General features: G+C 43.4%; 15 protein-coding genes. 11 read left to right on the top strand and 4 right to left on the bottom strand.

The features are described from left to right. Positions 1–36: 36 nt before the first annotated feature. Positions 37–735 (bottom strand): hypothetical protein, encoded by a 699-nt coding sequence (locus ACTQ9S_RS10780; RefSeq protein ID WP_440454935.1) that lies wholly within the window; start codon positions 733–735, stop codon positions 37–39. 246 nt (positions 736–981) lie between these two features. Here ACTQ9S_RS10780 and dapC point away from each other — a divergent pair, with 246 nt between their 5' ends. The 8 genes from dapC to ACTQ9S_RS10740 all read left to right on the top strand — a co-directional run bounded on the left by dapC (position 982) and on the right by ACTQ9S_RS10740 (position 10,107). Next, entirely contained in the window at positions 982–2,238 is a 1,257-nt protein-coding gene (gene dapC / locus ACTQ9S_RS10775) for a succinyldiaminopimelate transaminase (protein ID WP_068034496.1), read from the top strand. A 228-nt stretch (positions 2,239–2,466) separates the two neighbouring features. Beyond that, positions 2,467–4,476, top strand: a complete 2,010-nt coding sequence (locus ACTQ9S_RS10770; RefSeq protein ID WP_440454934.1) for a DUF294 nucleotidyltransferase-like domain-containing protein — start codon at positions 2,467–2,469, stop codon at positions 4,474–4,476. A gap of 17 nt (positions 4,477–4,493) precedes the next feature. Then, positions 4,494–5,099, top strand: a complete 606-nt coding sequence (locus ACTQ9S_RS10765; protein WP_440454933.1) for a 3'-5' exonuclease — start codon at positions 4,494–4,496, stop codon at positions 5,097–5,099. A gap of 59 nt (positions 5,100–5,158) precedes the next feature. Further along, positions 5,159–7,243, top strand: a complete 2,085-nt coding sequence (locus tag ACTQ9S_RS10760; RefSeq protein WP_350657424.1) for a D-alanyl-D-alanine carboxypeptidase/D-alanyl-D-alanine-endopeptidase — start codon at positions 5,159–5,161, stop codon at positions 7,241–7,243. 125 nt (positions 7,244–7,368) lie between these two features. Beyond that, on the top strand, positions 7,369–7,884 hold the full coding sequence (locus ACTQ9S_RS10755) for an ABZJ_00895 family protein (protein WP_350657425.1): 516 nt from the start codon (positions 7,369–7,371) through the stop codon (positions 7,882–7,884). Positions 7,885–8,036: 152 nt separating this feature from the next. After that, positions 8,037–8,567, top strand: coding sequence for a DUF421 domain-containing protein (locus ACTQ9S_RS10750; RefSeq protein ID WP_068034485.1), 531 nt, complete (start codon positions 8,037–8,039; stop codon positions 8,565–8,567). 61 nt (positions 8,568–8,628) lie between these two features. Continuing rightward, positions 8,629–9,117: a 23S rRNA (pseudouridine(1915)-N(3))-methyltransferase RlmH gene (gene rlmH, locus ACTQ9S_RS10745; RefSeq protein WP_068034484.1), complete on the top strand. Its 489-nt coding sequence runs from the start codon at positions 8,629–8,631 to the stop codon at positions 9,115–9,117. 108 nt (positions 9,118–9,225) lie between these two features. Continuing rightward, on the top strand, positions 9,226–10,107 hold the full coding sequence (locus ACTQ9S_RS10740; protein ID WP_350657426.1) for a DODA-type extradiol aromatic ring-opening family dioxygenase: 882 nt from the start codon (positions 9,226–9,228) through the stop codon (positions 10,105–10,107). Positions 10,108–10,164: 57 nt separating this feature from the next. Here the strand turns inward: ACTQ9S_RS10740 and ACTQ9S_RS10735 are convergent, their stop codons facing one another. Both ACTQ9S_RS10735 and ACTQ9S_RS10730 read right to left on the bottom strand, forming a co-directional pair. After that, complete coding sequence (locus ACTQ9S_RS10735; RefSeq protein ID WP_350657427.1) at positions 10,165–11,658, bottom strand: amidase; 1,494 nt, start codon at positions 11,656–11,658, stop codon at positions 10,165–10,167. A 187-nt stretch (positions 11,659–11,845) separates the two neighbouring features. Then, entirely contained in the window at positions 11,846–15,109 is a 3,264-nt protein-coding gene (locus tag ACTQ9S_RS10730) for a DNA translocase FtsK (protein WP_350657428.1), read from the bottom strand. 605 nt (positions 15,110–15,714) lie between these two features. Here ACTQ9S_RS10730 and trxB point away from each other — a divergent pair. From trxB to ACTQ9S_RS10715, 3 genes are all read left to right on the top strand, one after another. Then, a complete protein-coding gene (trxB, locus tag ACTQ9S_RS10725) occupies positions 15,715–16,749 on the top strand; it encodes a thioredoxin-disulfide reductase (protein WP_440454932.1) in 1,035 nt (344 codons plus the stop codon). Beyond that, positions 16,750–17,556 carry a leucyl/phenylalanyl-tRNA--protein transferase gene (gene aat, locus ACTQ9S_RS10720; protein WP_440454931.1) on the top strand — a complete coding sequence of 269 codons (807 nt, stop codon included), beginning with the start codon at positions 16,750–16,752 and terminating at the stop codon, positions 17,554–17,556. It abuts the gene before it with no gap. Between the two features lie 107 nt (positions 17,557–17,663). Then, positions 17,664–18,101 carry a MerR family transcriptional regulator gene (locus ACTQ9S_RS10715; RefSeq protein WP_440454930.1) on the top strand — a complete coding sequence of 146 codons (438 nt, stop codon included), beginning with the start codon at positions 17,664–17,666 and terminating at the stop codon, positions 18,099–18,101. Between the two features lie 51 nt (positions 18,102–18,152). On the opposite strand, the gene rimI is transcribed toward ACTQ9S_RS10715, so the two are convergent. Further along, positions 18,153–18,650, bottom strand: a complete 498-nt coding sequence (gene rimI / locus ACTQ9S_RS10710) for a ribosomal protein S18-alanine N-acetyltransferase (RefSeq protein ID WP_440454929.1) — start codon at positions 18,648–18,650, stop codon at positions 18,153–18,155. Positions 18,651–18,746 lie beyond the last annotated feature (96 nt).

The following is an 18,746-nucleotide window of genomic DNA, read 5'->3' as shown; positions in this document are numbered from 1 at the left end:
TATCTTCAGAGGTGTTTATCTTAAGAGCTGCTTATTTTAAGAGATGTTGACTAAGCTTTTATATACCATCTTGTCAGCGTATGGTGACAACGCTTCGTCGGCAAGCTCTGGTGGCAACACTTCTGCTTCTATTTGATATTGTCCCAAAACTAACCGTCCGGCATCGACCTCTTTTTGTAGTAATCGTCGCAGGCTAGCCAGCTTTAAATGTGACTTATAGCGCTCATGAATGGTTTGTAAAGAGATGGGTGCACTGGCATGGATAGCAGGCAGAATGATATCTGATGCTAATATATACATCTCATTCAATGCTTGCTCGCGTACAAAATCTGCACTATCAATATTGTTCTGCAGACGATTAGCCAGACGTCCTTTAGACCCCAGCGTCACTGCAAATAATAGCGTTTGTGCGCCAAATATAGTCATATACTGCCATAAATAAAGCTGCAAATCGAATAGCTTACTGGACAGCATCAGGACGATAGCGACAAATACATAGCTGACCAATTGCCACATGAGCCACATAATTAAACTGTTCTCCCCGAACCAAAACATCCACCGCTCTTCAAGAGCGATAAGGCGCTGACGTGCTTGCCACCATTGCTGTTCACGCTGTTTTAGTTGTTCGCAAAAACCAGAATGCTGTACATTATTATCACTAGCCTTATTAACATTGTTAGTACTAGCATTGAGAACTTCGATATTAAGGTGGTCAGAGTTGGAAGCTTTAAGCATTTCAATTATCCTAACAACAACTTACCAGAAGCTAAGGCAACCATTGTATATATTGTTATTATTTATAAGCTGTGAGTGATAAGACAAACAGCTAAGTCATTGAACTGCTATCAAATAAATCATCAGTTAATAGCAAAAAACACGAGTAAGAAGGAAAAGACAAAAAATAAGAGAAGTGCTACACTGCTTGAATGTAATTTTTCTTTATACATTTATTATCATCTGCCTATTATAGTTACCAAACTTATGAATAACAACTTAACGCATTTGCATCCATACCCGTTTGCCAAAATGGCGACTCTGTTAGCTGACAGCATACCAGCTAACGATTATTCTGAGATTAAGCTTGGAATTGGTGAGCCAAAACACGAACCGCCAACTTTTGTGCTGGACGTATTACGAGAAAACTTAGACAAACTATGTCGTTATCCGACCACTGACGGTAGTTTTGAGCTGCGTCAAACCATTGCGCATTGGCTTGAGAAGCGATTTTTTCTGCATCATCTTGATGCCAATACCGAAGTACTACCCGTCATGGGGACGCGCGAAGCTATTTTTAGTTTTGTACAAGCGGTGGTTAATCATGACGAAAGTACAGACAAGGTGGATCAAACAAATATAGATAACAAGCCTTGTAACCCTATAGTCGTGATGCCTAATCCCTTTTATCAAATTTATGAAGGGGCGGCGATACTGGCACAAGCAACACCATACTTCGTGCCTTGCACCGCAGATGATGACTTTAAAGGCAATTATCGCGCTGTACCGAAAGATGTCTGGGAGCAAACACAGCTGTTATTTATCTGTAGCCCAAATAATCCGACCGGCTCAGTGATGACCATGGATGATTGGGAGTTTCTCATTCGCCTATCAGATCAATACAACTTTATCATCGCCAGCGACGAATGTTATAGCGAACTATACTTTGATAAAGCACCTATTGGCTTGCTGCAAGCATGCACAGAACTTGGTCGTAATAACTTCAAGAACTGTGTTGTATTTCATTCGCTATCCAAACGCTCGAATCTACCCGGTCTGCGCTCAGGGTTTATCGCAGGCGACGAGTCCATCCTAAAGTCTTATGTGCAATATCGCACCTACCAAGGTTGTGCGATGCCTATACCGCATCAGTTGGCATCGATTGCCGCTTGGCAAGATGAGAAGCATGTCGCGCATAATCGAGCGCTATACCAAGAAAAATTTGCGTTGTGGATGGCAGAATTAGGCGAGCTATTAGACTTACGCATGCCTGATGCAGGATTTTATTTTTGGGTAAAAGTTCCTGAGCAGTTCGACGGTGATGATGAAATATTTGTCAAAACCTTGTACGAACAAGCCAATATCCATGCGCTTGCTGGGCGTTATTTATCACGTGAAGTTAATGGTAAAAATCCCGGTCAAGGTTATGTCCGTATCGCTCTCGTTGCTAGTGTTGAAGAGAGTCGCGAGGCGATTGACCGTATTCGCAAGTTATTATCAGCACAAGCCAAACTGGTGAGTTAAGGGTTGATGTACTAAACCTTAAAAGATGAGAGGCTGGAAATTTTAGGTTAAATATATCCTTATTAACAATAATGTTATGAACAGCAAGATAGTGCTATAGTAAGACGATAACGTTTTATAATAGTAATTTTTTTGCTTTTGATGCTGCTTCCTATACTGCTTCTGCCCTATTGTTAAGCCTATTGATAGTAAGCTGCTCTTATTGATTATGCCATCAAGGATGATGCCATGCCCCATCTTGATTTTACTCAGCCACCGTTTGATGTACTGCGTCTAACTGAACGTCAAAGCCTCAAAAAAAACACCCAAGTCCGCTATCTTGGTGCAAACGAATCCTTATCCAGTGATGACCTACATAACTTTTTTGTGGTATTAAAAGGACAAGTTGATCAAACGCTAGCTGGCGAATTTGTCGCTTCTTATTTTGGTAGTAATCACTCCGACCAACTGAACAGCAACGACTGGTTCGATAGTCGCCGCACGCCTGAATCGCAAGGTCGTATTACCAAATCACAAAATGATGGCAATACTGAGCCCTATCAATACACGGCTCACGAAGATACTTTGTTGCTGCAAATTGATGGTGCTGCTATCGATAAAATAAGCGCGCAAAATCATCTAGTCCGCCAACTGCTATCAGACAAATTACCTGAGCGCTTAAAAGCACTACAACAAAGACGTAGTACGCAAGGTCAAGCATTAGGATTGCATGCGGATAGTTATACTGCGCAGCAAGAAGTGCAGCAAATCATGCTACAACCAGTCACTGATGTAATTTTATTGCCCGTACATATTATTGATGCCGATAGTAGCCTACACCAAGCCGCACGTATCATGACCGAAGCTGGACTGAAGCATGTGCTGGTACGTCCAACCAGTCATTTGTTAGAGCAAGTAAGAGGTACGCTTAGCGATATTGAAAAAAACTCTAAGCCTGAACCTGAACATAGCATTACCCGCCGTTCAGATCGTGAGCTAGGCATCTTGACTGATACTGACATCTGCCGGGCGGTCAGCGAACAGCAAGACCCTGCTACCACTACCTGCCAGCATTTTGCAAGTTTCAACCTACGGACTATTGATACTGATAATGAGATTGGCGATGCTCTAATGACCATGACTCGCTACCGTATCCACCGCTTACCTGTCATTGATAATAAAGGTCAGGTCGTAGGTGTACTGGGACAAAGCGATGTCTTGGCTTATCTTGGTCATCACTCACAGCTCATTAGTATTCAAATTGAGCAAGCAAAAGACATAAACAGCCTAGATACAGCGGTCGAGCTCATTGGCCGTTACATTCGTGCGCAGCATCAAAACGGTGTCAAGATTGGTATCGTCAGCCGCATGGTACAAACGCTAAACGCGCAAGTCTTTACTAAGCTTTGGAAACTTATCGTTCCTGATGAGGTCGTAGCAAATACCTGCGTCATCGTGATGGGCTCAGAAGGTCGCGGTGAGCAGATCATGCGTACCGACCAAGATAATGCACTGATCATTCGTGATGGCTTTACTCATCCTGAGTTGGCGCAGTTTGCTGATATATTTAACAACCACTTGGCAGATCTTGGCTATCCACTATGTGATGGCAATATCATGATGAATAATCCAATGTGGCGGCAACCACTGAAACCGTTTAAAGCACAAATTAGCTTATGGTTTAAAAATACTGATCCGATGCACAGTATTTACTTATCCGCCATACTCGATGGTGAGTACGTCTGCGGCGATGAATCTCTGCTAAAGGATATACGTGAACATTTAAAAACAGCTCATCGGCAATCAGATCGGATGTTCGTACGGCAATTTGTACGGGCGGCGCTCCAGTTCGGTGATGTCAATCAATGGTGGCAAAAGTTTGTGCCGTTATTAAGTGGTAAACCTAGCTCGCATGATATTGACCTTAAAAAAGCCGGTATCTTTCCATTGGTACACGGTATCCGTACCTTGGCATTAGAAAATGATATTTTAGAAGTACCTAGCACTAAAGGTCGCCTTAAAGGTTTGGTACAAGCTGGCGCTTTAAACCAAGAGCGGGCTGACACCTTATCGGAAGCCTTAGAGTTTTTTATGGCGCAGCGTTTGTCAGTCGCACTCTCTACAGATGATAAGTATGCACGGCACATCGACCCGACTACCTTATCAGCGCTTGAGCGTGACTTATTAAAAGAGTGTCTTGCAGTGGTCAAAAGCTTCAAAACGCAGCTCCGGCAGCACTATCAACTAGAGGCATCATAGAGGGATAGTAGACTGATATGAATTGGCTAAAGCAGTTGTCGTGTACATGGCAAAAGTCGCAATTGCAGCGTCCAGAGCTGGCATCGATGTTTAGCAAACCTTTGGCTGAGCAATGGGTGGCGATTGACTGTGAGATGACAGGGCTCAATCCGAAAAGGCATCACTTATTATCTGTAGCAGCCATTCATATCAACGGAAATACTATCGATACAGGTAATGGTATGCATCTGGTCTGTAGGCCGCCTGTGATGCCTGACCGCGATACCATTGTAATTCATGGTCTGCGTACCGCTGATGTTGAAAATGGTATGAGCTACGATGAGATGCTAGAGTTACTATTACCGTTTATTGATAATCGTCCGATAGTGGGATTCTGTCCAAAGATAGATACTGGGTTTCTAAACCCCTTGGTGAAGCACTATATGGGCACTACTTTACCCAACGAAGTCATTGATGTGCGACATTTATATAGTCGGCGCATGAGCGGTCAAACCCAAGGCCTTTCCGGTCAATCACAGCATCTGACCAGTATCTTGGCGCATTATGATATTCCTGAGCTCGGCATTCATGATGCCTATAACGATGCCATCATGACGGCAATGGCATTTTTGCATGTACGCTAAAGCTCGTCGCCAATTCATGTTAACATATGCGGTTTTTGCCACCTGATGGTAGACTGCTCATGCAACCCACTTCCAAATTTTATATGTCTCCTACTACCAAACCGAAGCTTCCTTGCACTTATTTGCGACCGTCGAATCAGTCTAGCAAACGCTTATCAATGCTCGCACTATTGGCAACGGCTATTGTATCGCCACTTTACGCACAGGCAGCCCTACCGGAAGCTATCCAAGCAGCACTATCGCGAGCAGACTTAACAGCGGCTGATATCAGTATTGTCATTACCCCAGTGGGTGATAAAAACGCCAGTCGACTGCCCTCTCCGATTAAAGTTATTGACAGCAGTGTTAATGACGACAGTGAACCAAAGCTTGTCAATCAGACTAAGCTTGCGAGCACCCCTTCTGAAACTAATAGCATTAGTCAAAAAACGACACAGAAGAAGAATAACAATGTCAAAAACGATGCTAGCCAGCAGATTACATTGACTACTATTGAGAAGCGCACGATTAAAAAGCATGAGCAAAAATTACACGCTTATACTGACGACCCTTATACTTATCAAAGCTTAGAAAGCATTCCAACAGTACTCTCAGATAATGCAAGCTCAAAGTCTATTAACAATGCTAATAGTAATGAAGATGCCAACGCCAACGACATAGATAATGCTAATGTTGCTACGCCAACTATCAAAATTTCTTTCTCACCCTTATTGAGTCATCAACCAGATATCGCACGTACGCCAGCCAGCACCATGAAACTTGTGCCCAGCTTTATTGCTTTAGATACGCTAGGCGCTAACTTTGTCTGGCATACACGCGTCTATCATACGGGTATTATTATCGGCGATCGTCTACTTGGTGACTTGGTTATTCAAGGGAGTGGCGATCCCAAGATGACCCATGAGCGTTTGCAACAGCTGCTTTACAAAGTGCAAGCTTCAGGTATTCGTCATATTAATGGTGATATTATCATCGATAGCGGGGTTTTTGAAAATGTTGGCAAAGATCCTGCGGCGTTTGATAACGCACCACTGCGACCTTATAACGCCAGCCCTGATGGGTTTTTGGTGAACTTTAGCACTATCGGTATCCAAAGCTATCCATTAGCTAATGGACAGGCGCAGCTGACTTATAAACCGCAATTAGCAAATTATCAGATGCCTAACACGATCAACACACGCTCAGCTTCCTGTGGTCAAGCTAGTTATAGCTTAGCCCCGCAGTGGCAGCCACAACAGCTAGCTTTGAATGCCAATCTACCAGATAGCTGCGGGGAGCATGCCTTTTATGTCGCGTATCCTAATGCCAAAGATTTTGCTGCGCGTGTCATCGCCGCCAAATGGCAAGAGCTGGGCAATACGCTGAGCGGAAAGGTCATCACTCAAGAAACTCCTTACGAGGCGTTGAAAAACACAAAACCAACACGTGGTCTGGCAGCGCTCCCTATGTCACCGCTACCTCTTGTCAGCTATCCATCCTTAAACTTAACTCAGCAAATTTATGATATTAATCACTTCTCTAATAATGTCATGACCGAGCAAGTGGCGCTATCGATTGGGGCTTACGACAAAGCCAAAACCACTGAAGCACACATCGCTACTGTTGAGACGTTTAGCACAAACAGTGATAAAGCGAACCATGATGAAACAGCTAATAATAAAATAATAAACAGTAAAACAAGCAGCTTATACCAATTTGGTAAGCCTACTACTACGGGCTATCCTGCTGCCTTACAAACCATGAACCAGTGGTGGCAAGCCAATCTAAGCACTCCGCCGCCGTACTTAACCAATGGTTCAGGACTTTGCCGCGACTGTACAATAACTGCCGCCAACTTAAGCGAGCTGTTAACATACGCTTATAATCATCCAAGCTTTGACGCGTACGTCAGCTCTTTAGGCATCGCGGGTGTCAGTGGTACTATTGCCGCTCATAGCGAGCGCCTACCTGAGTCGGCAGCCATTGGCCGTGCATGGATAAAAACGGGCACCTTAAATAACGTGACTTCGATGGCAGGTTATGTCAAAGGGACGTCCGGACAGGACTATGTCGTCGTTGGTCTTATTAATACCGAGCAGGCACTAAACGCTTATACGGCTAGAACGGTGTTAGACACCATGCTCGACTGGACCGCCCAGCACTAGTCTTTTTTAAAGAAGCAGCTTCAAAGAATTAGGCGCAGTATTTATTGTGGCTTTTGTTACGATTTTATCGAATACTTATTACATTTATATCAACTGCACGTTTTTACCTTTATAAAGGTCAGCTTATGGCACGCAAGACAACCAAACTTAGCAAGTCTAATACTCAGTCAGGACGTAATGGATTATCGCAAAACTCTAAATCAACTCAACCCAAAATGGCTCAATATATCGGTTTTTTTGCAATTGGCTATATTATTACCAGTACGATATTTATGATGATTCAAACCCAAGTTGCCCTCAACTCGCAACTGGTCACGGTACTGTCCATCATGGTTGGCGCTTATATTGCTGTGAATAAATTTATCAAGCACCAACAGCGGGCACTGGATAGAGATGAGATCAATCGCTTAATGTTCGGCGGGGTTGGTGTTGTTTGGCTGCTTACTGCCATTTACTTCTTAGGGATATGGTTCTTGCTGTTTGATGCGGTAAGCCGTGAGGTGTTACTTGAGATGACTATGCAGCAACCTCTCCCTCTACTCTCTGCATTAGTAATGATATTGGTACTCACTTTTATCAGCGCGCGGATAAGTATTTTGCTGCTGAATCGTCTCCTTGATCCAAAACGCAAAACCTCTTAAGGTCTGGCAGCTACCTACAACGTACTACAAAGTTTTTGCACTATTACAGCGTAAATTCCGTTACGCTGGTTTTAGTTAGTTTAAATTGTTCATATTTGAGCCGCTAACTTTAAAATTTGAATCGCTTTGTATTATTGATAGGAGTAAATACGATGGAAATGCTCTTTTTTGACAACATAGACAAGCTTGGGCGTATTGTCCTAACTACAGTTATGGTATACGTGTTAATTGTGCTAATTACAAAGGTCTCTGGTAAGCGCTCTACATCACAGCTGAATAACTTCGATTGGATCGTCACCGTGATGATCGGCTCGTTAGGTGCGAGTACTATTTTGCTCAAAGACGTTCCCCTTATTGAAGGGTTTAGCTCTATCTTAGTGCTCTATTTATTACAGTTTTTAGTGACTAAATACGCCTCGATTTCACCGCAATTTAGCAGCGTCATTTTATCTGAGCCACGCATTGTTTTTTATCAAGGACAGTATTTACCGGATGCTATGCGTGCAGAACGCTTGACTCGTCAGGAGCTTGAATGTGCGATGCGTTCTGAAGGTATCAGCAGCTTAAATGAGATTGAAGCGATTGTCTTTGAATCTGATGCTAAGTTGACCGTTATTACTAAAGATAGTAATGATCAGAATACAGATACTATTTCTGAAACGCTATCGCCATTAACCGATTAAACAGATTCTGTTTACTTGTTATAAGATAAACCAAATACAAAAAGCTAAGGAATAAACGGCAATGAAAGCACGACTCTTAACCGTTGGTAATAAGATGCCTAGTTGGGTGCAAAGCGGCTTTAATGAATACTATAAACGTATTCAGCCCATGCTCAGCACTGAAATCGTTGAGCTTGCCGCAGCCAAACGTGCCAAAAATCCTTCTGATGCCAATTTGGCGCAGTATCGCGAGCAAGAAGGTCAGACCATCTTGGCAGCTCACGCAACTGCTGCACGTGAGCAACTGTGGGTACTGGATGTCAAAGGTAAAATGCTATCGACAGAAGATCTGGCAGAAAAGCTCGCGGATGCTATGCAGCAAGGCGATGATATTGCGTTGGTCATTGGCGGTGCAGATGGCGTCTCACAAGAAGTATTGGCACAGGCAGATGTAAAATGGTCATTGTCAGCATTGACGTTGCCGCATCCTTTAGTACGAGTGGTATTAATGGAGCAGTTGTATCGGGCGATGAGTATCAATCATAACCATCCTTATCACCGTGGCAACTAAAGACACTTATATAAATGTCGTAAAACTAATCTATCAGAAAACTAAGCGCAATAAAATATGACTGGCTCAATAGATTGAAAAACCTTTGCGCGCCCTAATAAACGGTACATGAGCTATCCGAAATCTGCTAAATATACCCCGTCTAATAATTACTATGATGATGCTAAAGCTATCAAGCCAATAAGTGCTGCCGTAGCTTGGGCAGACGCGCCTGCAGGATTAAACAATGCAGCAAGGCTGCCAGCGTTATTTATATCCCACGGTGCACCGACGCTTGCTATTGAGCAGTCGGCAACTACTAATGCCCTTGCGCGGATAGGACATAACCTACCTAAGCCTCGTGCTATTGTCATCATGTCTGCGCATTGGTTATCCGAAAAACTTGAAATTAGCAGCAACCCCAAACCTAAGACTTGGCATGACTTTTCAGGATTTGATCCCGAATTGCATGAGTTGCAGTATCCGGCCTTAGGCCATGCTGAGCTTGCTGAATCACTAGCGCAGCAGCTGACTGCACGCGGTATTACTTGCAGGGTTAATCCGATGCGGGTCTGCGATCATGGTGTATGGTCGCCGCTCAAACATCTGTATCCAGAAGCAGATGTCCCTATCGTACAGATATCGCTACCCCGGCATTATGATAGCGTGTCTCTCTATCAGCTGGGTGCGCAGCTTGCCCATCTGCGCGAGCAACAAATACTTGTCATTGGCTCAGGTAACATTACTCATAATTTGCAGGCACTACGCTGGCAAGCTGATAGTATTGACCCTGCCGCCAAAGACTTTAAATTGTGGTTATTACAACAACTTAAAACAGATATTCCGTCTGCGTTAGATTGGCAACAGTATCCTAACTATAAAAACATCCATCCAAGTGACGAGCATTTATTACCGTTATTCTTTGCTTTAGGGGCGGGTCAACGTGTGTCTGTCGTCCATGAAAGCATGGCGCACCATAGTCTTGGGATGGATATCTATCGCTTTGACTAAAGTGCGTTTGTTATAACTGATTTTAAATATCAGTTGTTTAAATGTCAGTTATTAACGTTATTTAGCAAATGCGGGCTTTGTAAATAAACCCGCACGCTCTATCTCTCCTGCTAAGCTTAATAGCGTCGTCTCGTCATTCATCCTTCCGATCAATTGCATTCCAATTGGCAAGCCTTTTTTACTCATGCCGAGTGGTAAAGACATGGCAGGTAAACCAGTAATATTGCCTAACAAAGTAAACGCCATTTTACTCAACACGGGGTGGCTGAGCTTCTCAATCATACCTGAGCTAAAAGTATACTTACCCATATTCACGCCTTTACTTAATAGACCAGAGGTGTTCATTAGCATCTCTTCTACTCGGCTTGGTGGCAATACTCCATGCTTCACCGCCGCTGTCGGTACGGTTGGACATAGAATCATATCGTATTGCTCAAGTAGCTTACCAGTATGATATTGGCTGTTATGCCAGCCATGTTTGGCATGTACTAAATCCACTGCAGATAATGAGCGCCCAAGCATCGCCATATTATACGTTTGTGGCTCAAGATTTTGCACATACTGTTTGCCATGGCAGCGCTCAACATTATCAATAGTAAAGGCTGTATGGGCGCAAACCACCACTATGAAATCATGCCAGAATTTTTCGATATCGATGTCTGGCTCAGCTGGCACAACGCGATGCCCCATGGCCTCCAATTGCTTAGCGGTTCGTTCAAGGACCGCTAATACCTCTTTATCCACTACTGTATTGGCAATTAACGGCTGCTGATGTAAAGCAATTGTTAGCGGACGAGGTGCACGCATCGCTGCTTGTAAAAATGTCCCCTCAGGTGGTGCGATGACGTAAGGTGCACCAACCTCAGCGCCACTAGTCGCATCCAGCATCGCTGCACTATCGCGCACCGTGCGCGTGATTACGTGATCGGCGATTGCGCCATCCCAGCCTTCACCAAATGCTGGGCCGATTGGATTGCGGCCACGGCTAGGTTTAAGGCCAAATGCACCGCACCATGCTGCAGGAAAGCGTATCGAGCCACCACCATCTCCTGCACCTGCCATCGGCACAATGCCACTCGCAACTGCCGCTGCACTACCGCCAGATGAGCCACCAGAGCTATAGCCCTTTTTGAATGGGTTGTGGGTGGCGCCATGCGCTTTGGGCTCAGTAGTGATGATTAAACCAAACTCGGGGGTATTGGTCTTGCCAAAAGTGTTAACGCCACTGGCTTTCATGCGTTTGACAATTTCACTGTCGTAATCGGTCACGATATTGACACTACGACTGCCCATCGTTAATGGCTCATCGGCAAAATAAAAAGACAAATCTTTGAGAAGATAAGGGACGCCAGTAAATGCGCCTTTCGGTAATCCTGTTTGCGCGGCATTATAAGCACGCTCATCGAAACGGTGAATAATGGCATTAAGCTTTGGATTAAATCGATTGGCTTGATTTACCGCAGCATCTAATAATTCTTTGGCGCTGACTTGTCCTGAATTCACTAATCCTGCTAATCCTAGCGCATCGTACTGAGTATATTCTTTAAACATATTTTGCATCCTTGCTTAAAAAGTAATTTTACTTGTGAGCTGTCAAACACGTCCTAAGTATATCGGTTTAAATAATAAACAAGTAGATACCTTATCAGTACTACTATGTTCATTACTCTGTTTATTGAAACAAAAAAACGAGCCACTATTGCGACTCGCTTTTTCTTGATGCAATCAAACCCCAGCTCTACATCAATAACTCACGCTTACCACTTTTACCCATGGAACTAACCAGCCCAGCTTCCTCCATGGAGTCGACGATGCGCGCAGCGCGGTTGTAACCGATGCTAAATTTGCGCTGAATACTAGAAGCAGATACTTTACGAGTTTCCATAATAAAGGCGACCGCATCGTTGTAAAGATCGTCGTCTTCGCCAGAGGCACTAGCCCCGCTACTACCACCACCAGGACTCGATAGCTCAAAATTACCTGCCATATTATCGATATAATCCGGTGCGCCACGCTCGCGCCATGCATCACACACACGGTTGACTTCTTCGTCACTGACATAAGCACCATGGACACGATCGGGTTCAATCTGTCCTGGCCCTAAGAACAACATATCACCGTTGCCGAGCATGTCTTCTGCACCGCCACTATCCAAAATCGTCCGCGAATCTACTTTTGAGTTAACACGTAATGCCGCCCGTACTGGAATATTGGCCTTAATCAAACCAGTAATGACATCTACCGATGGACGCTGAGTGGCAAGCATCAAGTGAATACCTGCCGCCCGCGATTTTTGTGCTAAGCGGGTGATAAGCTCTTCTGCTTGCTTACCGACCTGCATAATCATATCGGCAAACTCATCAGCGACAATGACAATCATCGGCAAGGTTTTGAGCTTCGGTGCTTGGTCAATGCTCACATTATCGTTAGGTCGCCATAAAGGATCAAGCATCGGATTACCCGATTTTTCAGCAGCGATAACCTTTTTATTAAACTCGTTAAGCTTACGTACTTTAAGTAGGCTCATTAATTGATAGCGACGTTCCATCTCTGCCACACACCATGATAAGGCACTGGCTGCTTCAGTCATATCAGTGACGACAGGTGTAAGCAAATGCGGAATGTCATTATAGTTGGCAAGCTCTAGCTGCTTTGGATCAATGAGGATAAGACGCAGCTCGTTCGGTGTATATTTGAGTAGCATGGACAGTAGCATTGAGTTTACCAATACCGATTTACCAGAGCCTGTCGTACCAGCAACCAACATATGCGGCGCGCGAGCAAGATCAGTGATAATAGGATTGCCACCGATATCTTTACCCATTGCCATGCTGATTTGGGCTTTGGGATCTTTGAATTTTTCGGTGTTAAGTAACTCAATTAGGCGCACCATCTCGCGCTGTTTATTGGGCACTTCGATGCCAATATAAGGTTTGCCCGGAATAACCTCGACTACGCGTAATGATGCCATCGATAACGAACGTGCCAAATCACGTGAAATGCCTGTGACCTTACTGGCTTTTATCCCAGCCGCAAGATCCACTTCAAAGCGGGTGACGACGGGGCCTGGAATAGCATTAACCACAGATGCCTTAACATTGAACTCTTGAAGTTTAATCTCTAATAGCTCTGACAATTGCTCAAGCTCGACGATGGTATAGCTTGGCTTACGATCAGGGTCTGGCTTATCTAAAATAGATACTTCTGGAATAGGCGTCAAACTACCGCGATATTCAGCCGTTTGCATCGCACGTGAACGTTTAGCAAAGGCTGCATCATCACTAATATCTGGCATAACTAGCGTATTAGAATCATCAGAACGACTATCGTCTTCTGGCATCATATCGGTGATATGGTTACTACTATCACCATCCGGTACCGAAAAGCTCACTGTTGGCTTAGGTGCTGCTATCAGCTCAGCATTTGTAACTGGGTCGGCTATTTGTACCGTTGGCGCAGCTTTTGGATTAGCAGGCGGCGTATTGGTTGGTGTCATATCTGCTGGTACAACTGGCTCTTGCACTTGCAGACTTTCTTTAACTTCAGCTTTAGCTGTTACGGTTTCTCTCTGTTCTATCACAGGCTCTACAACTACAGGCTGGTCTTCGATTACTGGAGAGCTTTGTTCACTTACTACCTCAGCGTCGTTTGTCGGATTTTGATAGTCATTGGTCACGTTGTCAGAAGAGATAGTGTTATCAAACGAAGATGCTGTATTCGCAGGCTCATTTTCAGCTAACCAATTATTCGCTAACTCATCTAAGCTCGGCGTCTGTTCGTTAGCAACATTACTATCTATTTCTTCAAATTTGTTTTCATAGAATCTTGTTTCATCAAATTCTACTGCTTGCTCAAAATTTGCATGCGTTTCTACAGGCGCGGATATGACTGGATCAGCAGTAGGCGTCGGCATGTATTGATCTTTTTCAGCTTCCGTCGCCAGTAAATCATTGACCGTACCAGCGTCATTCCATGCAAAGCTAGGCTCAACTTTACGGGTAGGCATAGTAGTAGCTGCTACTGCTTGCACATTATTATTAGATTTTTCAGTATAGTTGTTCGATACAGGAGCTGACGCCTGCGAGCTGTCATACATACTAGCCTGACTTGCAATAGATTCCGCAGAAGCATCGGCCGCGACAGTCGCCTTAACGCTAGCACCAAGTCCTGACTTGGCTAAGAAATCCGTTAGTGCATGACTAAAGCGGCTACTATTATCTGGCGCATGGCTTACGCCGGCGGTTTGTAGCTCAAGTGGTAGTTGCTCATAGTCATTTGCACTTTGTTTGGCTTTACGTTCAGCGCTTTTAGTATTGCTAGCATTGGCAGCTGAGTTCTGAGCTGCATTGCTTTTTTCATCATTGGATGCTTGATTATCAGAGCCTTGTTGACTGTAGTTATACTGATCACTATTGTCTTTTACACCTGAGCCAAGCCATGACAAATCGGTAAGTCTACGATACAGTGCATGCCAATGAATATTAAAAGCAAAAGTCGCCGTAATGACGACAAATACCGCCAAAAACAACACACTCCCCCACTGCGATAACAGCTGCGTTAAGCGCGCTTGTAATTCCAGCCCAATAATACCGCCAGCGACACCTTCAAGGCCTGATGCTATGGGATCTGCAACATGCTGCACTAACGCAACGAGCTGAGCGAATAAAGCGCTACTACTCAATATCAAAAAGACATAAGCAACCAGTCGCAGCAACCAAAACGTCGGCTTATTTTCCCACCAAATCAAGATAGATTCGTAGACTAAAAAAGCCAGTAGCCACCATGCACCAAAGCCAAAGAAGCTATAGAATAGGTCAGACAACCATGCGCCCGTTGAGCCGCCCATATTATTAATCGTTGTCATATCACTGCTGATATGCGACCAGCTGGGATCATTGCCAGTATAAGTCAGCAAAATAACGAACAGATAAACTGCCAAAATTATCCCAAGGAAGGTAAATATCCCTTTTTTTAAATACTCAATAAGCGGTGCTGATATCACGTAGAATCTGCCTTGTTATCCATACTAAATAGTCGTCAACTCATGATTAAGCCTAACCATGCTGACATAAAGTGCTGACATAAATTTACGTAGCTAAATTTTTATAACCAAAAAGTGTCTGTCGTAAAATAGCTATTATAAGGTATCTCATAGTCATTCATGACGTAAAAGTAGCCATTTATAAGATAAAAACTAACCACTTATAACGTAAAATATGCCTTCAATGCTTTACATTTGCCAAATGCAGGCCTATCGATACAAGATATCATTTAGGATCTAACGCATTTAGCATAACTTCTTATAATAACAAATACATAGGTCAAGTGGCGACCCTGTTATTAAGAAACAGGCCAAGAAAACACATTCATAACGGATTTATGAGTAAGCAGATACATCGATAAAAGAGTAAAAGCGAATCATTTAAAAATAGTGCCACAATCACTCGGAATTAGCAGCTATCAAGTCTGATTTAATTCTAATAATATCCATATTTGTTTTAGCAAACTTGCACTTTATAGCAACGACCCTTATGTTAGTATCACATATAATTAACAGCACTCAATAATTTCTAATAGTTAATCATTATTATTTAGCAAGGAAAAACCATGTCAACTGAAAACACTACTGCTACTCAAGAAGCCCGTCACGAAAAACTTATTATTCTAGGCTCAGGCCCAGCAGGTTATTCTGCCGCTGTTTATGCAGCACGTGCCAACCTAAAGCCTGTTATGGTTACTGGTATGGAAGTGGGTGGACAATTAACCACCACTACCGAAGTCGACAACTGGCCAGGCGATGCTCATGATCTAACAGGCCCTGCCCTGATGGATCGTATGAAAGCCCATGCCGAACGCTTCGGTACCGAATTGGTTTATGACCACATTAATGCTGTCGATTTAAGCGAGCGTCCTTTTAAGCTGACCGGCGACAATGGCAGCTATACTTGTGATGCGCTTATTATCTCAACAGGTGCTTCTGCTCAGTATTTAGGTCTAGAATCAGAAACCAAATTTAGAGGTTTAGGCGTTTCTGCCTGTGCTACTTGTGACGGATTCTTTTACAAAGATCAAAAAGTCGCTGTCATTGGTGGTGGTAATACGGCAGTTGAAGAAGCTTTATATTTATCAAACATTGCCTCTGAAGTTACTTTAGTGCATCGCCGTGATAGCTTGCGTTCTGAAAAAATTTTACAAGACAAATTATTTGAAAAAGCCAAGAATGGCAACATCAAAATCGAATGGAACCACAAAGTCAAAGAAGTAGTCGGCGATGACATGGGTGTCAATGGTGTTATCATCGAATCGATGATTGATGGCAGCACCAAGCAGTTAGATAGCCATGGTATGTTTGTAGCGATTGGTCATAAGCCAAATACTGACTTATTCAAAAATCAGCTAGACATGAAAGACGGCTACCTCATTGTTAATAGTGGTCTTAATGGCAATGCGACTCAAACCAGCATCGAAGGTGTATTTGCAGCAGGCGACGTAGCCGATCATGTCTATCGTCAGGCGATTACTTCAGCGGGTACTGGCTGTATGGCAGCACTTGATGCGGAAAAATATCTGGATGCTATCGGTGAAGCCGTTGCTACTGATCATACTTATGCATCAACCTTAACTGCTGATAATGAAGCTTAAATGAGTCATTTCTCTGAACAGCTTACCCCTCATATCACGCCTGAGACCCTAAAAAGTCTTGGGCGTTATGACTTCCCTAACCCTGCCATCATTGATCCTGATGGCGTTGGGATTGTCGCTATAGGTGGTGATCTAGCACCTGAAACACTTATTTCAGCTTACGCACAGGGATTGTTTCCTTGGTTCAATGAAGATGAACCTATTGCGTGGTGGTGCCCTGAGCCGCGCTGTGTAATGATACCGACTGATTATGTGCCAAGTAAATCACTACGCCGTCAGGCCAAAAAGGAACGCTGGCAGCTTACGCTCAATCGAGCGTTTGATGATGTCATACACGCTTGTAGCTTACCGCGTAGCGATGGCCTCAATGATGAACAGCCTGAGGGTGAGCATACATGGATTCATGATGAGATGATTGAGGCTTACACCGAGCTACATGCGCACGGCTTTGCTCATAGCGTTGAGGTTTGGGATGATAACGGACAGCTTATTGGCGGCTTATATGGTCTAAAAATAGGCAGCATCTATTTTGGTGAGTCAATGTTTCACCGTAGCTCTAATGCTTCTAAACTGGCATTTTGGGGCTTGATGCGTTTATGCGAACAAAGCAATATAGCGCTTGTGGACTGTCAATTGCCCAATGAGCATTTGATGAGCTTAGGGGCTAAGACCTTGCCACGTGCTGATTTTTTAACACAGTTGGACACGCTTATTGGAGGCCATTCGGTACAATGGCAAAATAATTCTCATAAACCGATGGCAGTTGCTAGACTGGATATGTCAGAAGCATGGCAAATAAATGTTTAAAAAATAAAACTAAAGCACACGTAGTCTTCTGTCTATGTCATTGCATGAATTCAGAGCTTTTTTATCCCTCCCCTTTTTGTTAATCATTACATTTATGAGATTACCCTATGGCAGCTGATACATCATTTTTACTGATTGGAACGTTGGCAGCACAGGCCAATACGACCAAAGATACAGTACGCCATTACGATCAACTAGGGCTGCTAAAATCGCGTAAACGCCAAGCTGGATCACGGCTGTATACTGAGTTTCATCCAGAATGCGTAGAACGTATTGAGCTCATTAAAAGCGCACAGGCTATTGGCTTCACCCTTATTGAAATCAAGGATAGTCTCAATGATTATTATGACGGTCAGCTAGATATTGATTTGCAGCTGATGCTTACGCAGCAAAAACTGGCACAAGTTAGAAAACAACAAGCCAATATCAGTGTTATGGTAGAGATGTTAAGCGAAAGAATTGATATTTTAGAGCGTATGAGAACAGACAGTGACTATAAACTCGATGTTGAAGTCTGTAAAAAGAAAATACCTTTACAACCTTAGGGCGTGTCCTCAATCTGAACGAGTGAACCTCTAATGGGCTAAAAATGGTGATTAAAAATAAATGCGCTGCATAATTAAAGCGTCAACTGTTGGCTGATGCGGTGCTTGATAATAGCCTTTACGTCTGTGAATCTCTGTAAATCCTTGCTGCTCATATAAGGCAATAGCTGCGAAATTATCTGCGCGTACCTCTAATAGTAAGCTCTCCATCTTCTGATTCTGTAGCTCTTTATTTAAGCTAGTAAAAATTTGCGATGCGATACCTTGGCGCTGATAGTCAGGATGGGTGCCAATACGTAAAATTTCTGCTTGTTCAAAAACCACTTGATATAAACAATAACCAACTACCTTATTATTGATAGCCTCCTCTTGTTGCTCACAAATACTAAGCATCTTAATACTATCTTGCTTGAGCAATTCGATTAACGTCTCATAAGTCCACATGTCTTGCGGCTGTACCATAGCTTCAATATTTGCTACTGCTTGAATCACTTGTTCAAACTCTATTGCGTTAATTGGCAGCTCTTCTATACTTTTTACAATGAACACGGCCTGTCCTTTTATTCTTATTATTTAATGCGCTTATTTTATCGTAAACGTTAATCGTTGTTCACTTATATTATTTAATCCCCTTATTTCACCCAC

Origin of the sequence: Psychrobacter sp. ASPA161_9 (assembly GCF_051970275.1) — a bacterium.
Lineage (GTDB): Bacteria > Pseudomonadota > Gammaproteobacteria > Pseudomonadales > Moraxellaceae > Psychrobacter.
This window is presented reverse-complemented; position numbering and strand designations above follow the sequence as displayed.